The organism is Micromonospora sp. NPDC002411 (assembly GCF_053592955.1).
Genome location: NZ_JBSFBM010000538.1, coordinates 1 through 2,951, shown reverse-complemented (window position 1 = coordinate 2,951; position 2,951 = coordinate 1). Strand labels below are relative to the sequence as shown.

At 71.3% G+C, this 2,951-nt stretch carries 2 protein-coding genes and 2 pseudogenes; 2 read left to right on the top strand and 2 right to left on the bottom strand.

The features are described from left to right. Positions 1-95: pseudogene (locus ACWCO3_RS33500) on the top strand (nucleoside/nucleotide kinase family protein); the annotation flags it as partial. A gap of 34 nt (positions 96-129) precedes the next feature. On the opposite strand, the gene ACWCO3_RS33495 reads toward ACWCO3_RS33500, so the two are convergent. Beyond that, the gene (locus tag ACWCO3_RS33495; protein WP_450013952.1) at positions 130-1,563 is read right to left on the bottom strand and encodes an MFS transporter; all 1,434 of its coding nucleotides are present in this window, start codon (positions 1,561-1,563) and stop codon (positions 130-132) included. Between the two features lie 85 nt (positions 1,564-1,648). Then, the gene (locus ACWCO3_RS33490) at positions 1,649-1,885 is read right to left on the bottom strand and encodes a hypothetical protein (protein WP_030491902.1); all 237 of its coding nucleotides are present in this window, start codon (positions 1,883-1,885) and stop codon (positions 1,649-1,651) included. A 235-nt stretch (positions 1,886-2,120) separates the two neighbouring features. On the opposite strand from ACWCO3_RS33490, the pseudogene ACWCO3_RS33485 reads away from it, so the two are divergent. Beyond that, positions 2,121-2,876 (top strand): annotated as a pseudogene (locus ACWCO3_RS33485) (geranylgeranyl reductase family protein); the annotation flags it as partial. Positions 2,877-2,951: the final 75 nt, after the last annotated feature.

Genomic DNA, 2,951 nt, shown 5'->3' with positions numbered 1-2,951 from the left:
CCGAGGTGGGGCCGACGGCGCGGCTGGTTCCGATGGACGGCTTCCACCTGGCCCAGTCACAGTTGGTCCGGCTGGGCCGCGCCGAACGCAAGGGCCCCACAACGGGTGCCGGCCAGCGGCGTACCCGAATCATTTGTCCTGGTGTTTGCGGCTGCGGACGATGTCGATCAGGGCGCAGATCAGCGCGAGCCCGATGATGCCGGTGGCCAGAATGAGGGACCGCTCGAAGGCGGTGGTCCAGTCGCCACGGGTGTCGGCCAGCGACGAGAAGAACATCGAGCCGACGGCGGCGATGCCGGCCGCGGCGCCGATCCGCTGGCCGGTCTGGAGCATGCCCGCGCCGCTGCCGGCCTGCGCCACCGGCACTTCGGAGAGGGTGATCGTCTGGTTGGGGGCGATGACCAGTCCACTGCCGATGCCCGCGACGAGTAGTGGGCCGGCGGCGACCCAGGGTGCCGGGGCGTCCGGTGCCAGGCGTAGCGCGACCACCGTCGCGGCCAGCCCGACCACCACTGTGAACAGGCCGACGGCGACCAACGGTCGGCCGAGACGGTTGACGATGCGGCCACCGAGGACGGCGGCGGCCGCCGAGCCCAGGGCGAACGGGGTGATGGCCAGGCCGGCGACGAGCGCGCTGTAGCCGAGACCCATCTGGAGGAACAGGGTGAAGATGAAGAAGATCGCGGTGAAGCCGCCGAAGTAGACAAGTGCCAGCAGTGAGCCCAGTGTGTACGACTGGAGGCTGAACAGCCGGAGGTCGAACAGGGGTTGGTGGTGGTGTGCGTACCGCCGCTCCCACAGCCCGAAGACGACCAGCACGGCCAGGCCGATTGGGATGAGCGCCCACTTCCAGGGGGTCTCCCACTGCTGTTCCTGCACGAGTGGGAGCAGGACCAGCACCACGCCCACCCCGAGGAGCAGAACACCGACAGGGTCGAGTTGACGCCAGCCGGGTTGACCGGCGGGGCGGCCGGGCAGCAGACGCCAGCCGAGGATCACCGCGAGGATGCCGACCGGCACGTTGACGAAGAAGACCCAGCGCCACCCGTGTTCCTCGCCGCCGATGGCGATGAGCAGCCCGCCGAGCAGCGGCCCGACCGCTGTGGAGATGCCGATGGTGGCACCGAGCAGCCCGAAGGGGCGGGCCCGTTCCGGACCGCGGAACAGTTGCTGGATGAGCCCGATGACCTGCGGGTTGACGATGCCGGCGGCGGCGCCCTGAAGGAGTCGGGTGACGACCAGCCAGGTCGGTGAGGTGGAGAGGCCGGCGAGTGCGCTGGTGATCGTGAACAGGGCGATACCGAAGACGAACGCGTTGCGCCGGCCTCGGGCGTCGCCGAAGCGACCGGCGGGGACCAGTGCCAGGCCGAAGGTGAGCGCGTACCCGGAGAGAACCCACTGCAGGTCGCTCGGCGAGGCGTGCAGCGCACGGTCGATGGACGGCACCGCGACGTTGACGATGCTGACGTCGAGCAGCGTCATGAACGCGGCGACCAGGCCGACGCCGACGGCCTGCCAGCGCCGCCGGTTCTCGGCCGCCGTCACCGGCTGCGCCGCGCTCATCGTGCCCCCCGATGACCGTTGATCGCGCATCTCTGACCGCTACCCGGGTCAGCGGGGGGCGAACCGTCTCGTGGGATCCTGCCCGTCACGCCATCTGGCGGGCGCAGAACCGGGGGCCGAAGTCGAGACCCGCCATCGGTGAGTCCTCGCGGTGCAGCAGGCCCTTCTCGGTGAGCAGGTGCAGGGGACTCCCGACCTGCTCCTCGGTCAACCCGGATTCCTCGGCGATCAGGTCCGGGTACGGCACCTGCCCGCGTGCCTCCAGGGTGGTGACCGCCTGGTACACCCGTTGCTCGGCCTCCGACAGTTGCACCTGCTGCATGGTTCCTCCTCCGTTCGTCCGCCATCGCGTGGCGGCTGCCGTGCGCCGGTTACCCCGTCGGTGACCGAAGATGCGCACCCGATCGGGCGGTCGGCGGGTCCGGCTGTCGCGGTCCGGCAGCGCCGAAGCCGTGTGTCGAAGTCCTGGGCCGGCCTGCGGCCGGCCGCCGCCTGGACTCCGCCTGGACTCCGCCTCGGCTCGACCGAGGACTTCGACACACGGCTAGGCTGCTCTCGTGATCGTCTGGGACCTCGTCGTCGTCGGCGCCGGCCCCGCCGGGCTGTCCGCGGCACACGCCGCTGCCCGTGCCGGTGTCTCCACACTTGTCGTCGAGCGGGCCGAGCACCCGCGGTACAAGACCTGCGGCGGTGGCCTGATCGGTACCTCCCTCGCGGCAGTCGCGGATCGGATCGAGGTGCCCGCGCACGACCGGGTGGACCGTGTCACGTTCACCCGCGATGGCCGCCGGGAGTTCACCCGCCGCAACGACGCTCCGGTCGTGACGATGGTGCGTCGCGAGGAGTTCGACGACCGGCTGCGCGAGGCGGCGGTCGCCGCCGGCGCGCAGATGCGTGAGCGGGTCGCGGTCCGCGCGATCGAGCAGGATCCCGAGGGGGTACGCCTGCGGCTGGCCGACGGTACGACGATCGCGGCCCGGACGGTGATCGGCGCCGATGGTTCGTCAGGGGTGACCGCCCGGCACGTCGGGGTCCGGTACCGGCAGGTGGACCTGGGGCTGGAGTTGGAGATCCCGGTGCCCCCGGCGGAGCAGGAGCGGTGGCGGGGGCGGTTGTTGCTGGACTGGGGCGACATGCCGGGCTCGTACGCCTGGGTTTTCCCGAAGGGTGACCGGTTGACCGTCGGTGTGATCGCCGGTCGGGGAGCGGGGGAGGGAACCCGGGAGTACCTGCGGCGGTTCGTCGACCGGTTGGGGTTGACCGGGTTGCCGGCAGAGCACGATTCCGGGCACCTGACCCGGTGCCGTGCGGAGGTGCTCGCGCAGCGCTGACCGAACGCATCGACAGGAGGCCGGCACCGGCGGAGGGCCCGCTGACCGGGAGCAGGC

Excerpts from the sequence above, each read along its gene's own strand:
- ACWCO3_RS33495 (WP_450013952.1), bottom strand. The coding sequence starts at position 1,563 with ATGAGCGCGGCGCAGCCGGTGACGGCGGCCGAGAACCGGCGGCGCTGG.
- ACWCO3_RS33490 (WP_030491902.1), bottom strand. The coding sequence starts at position 1,885 with ATGCAGCAGGTGCAACTGTCGGAGGCCGAGCAACGGGTGTACCAGGCG.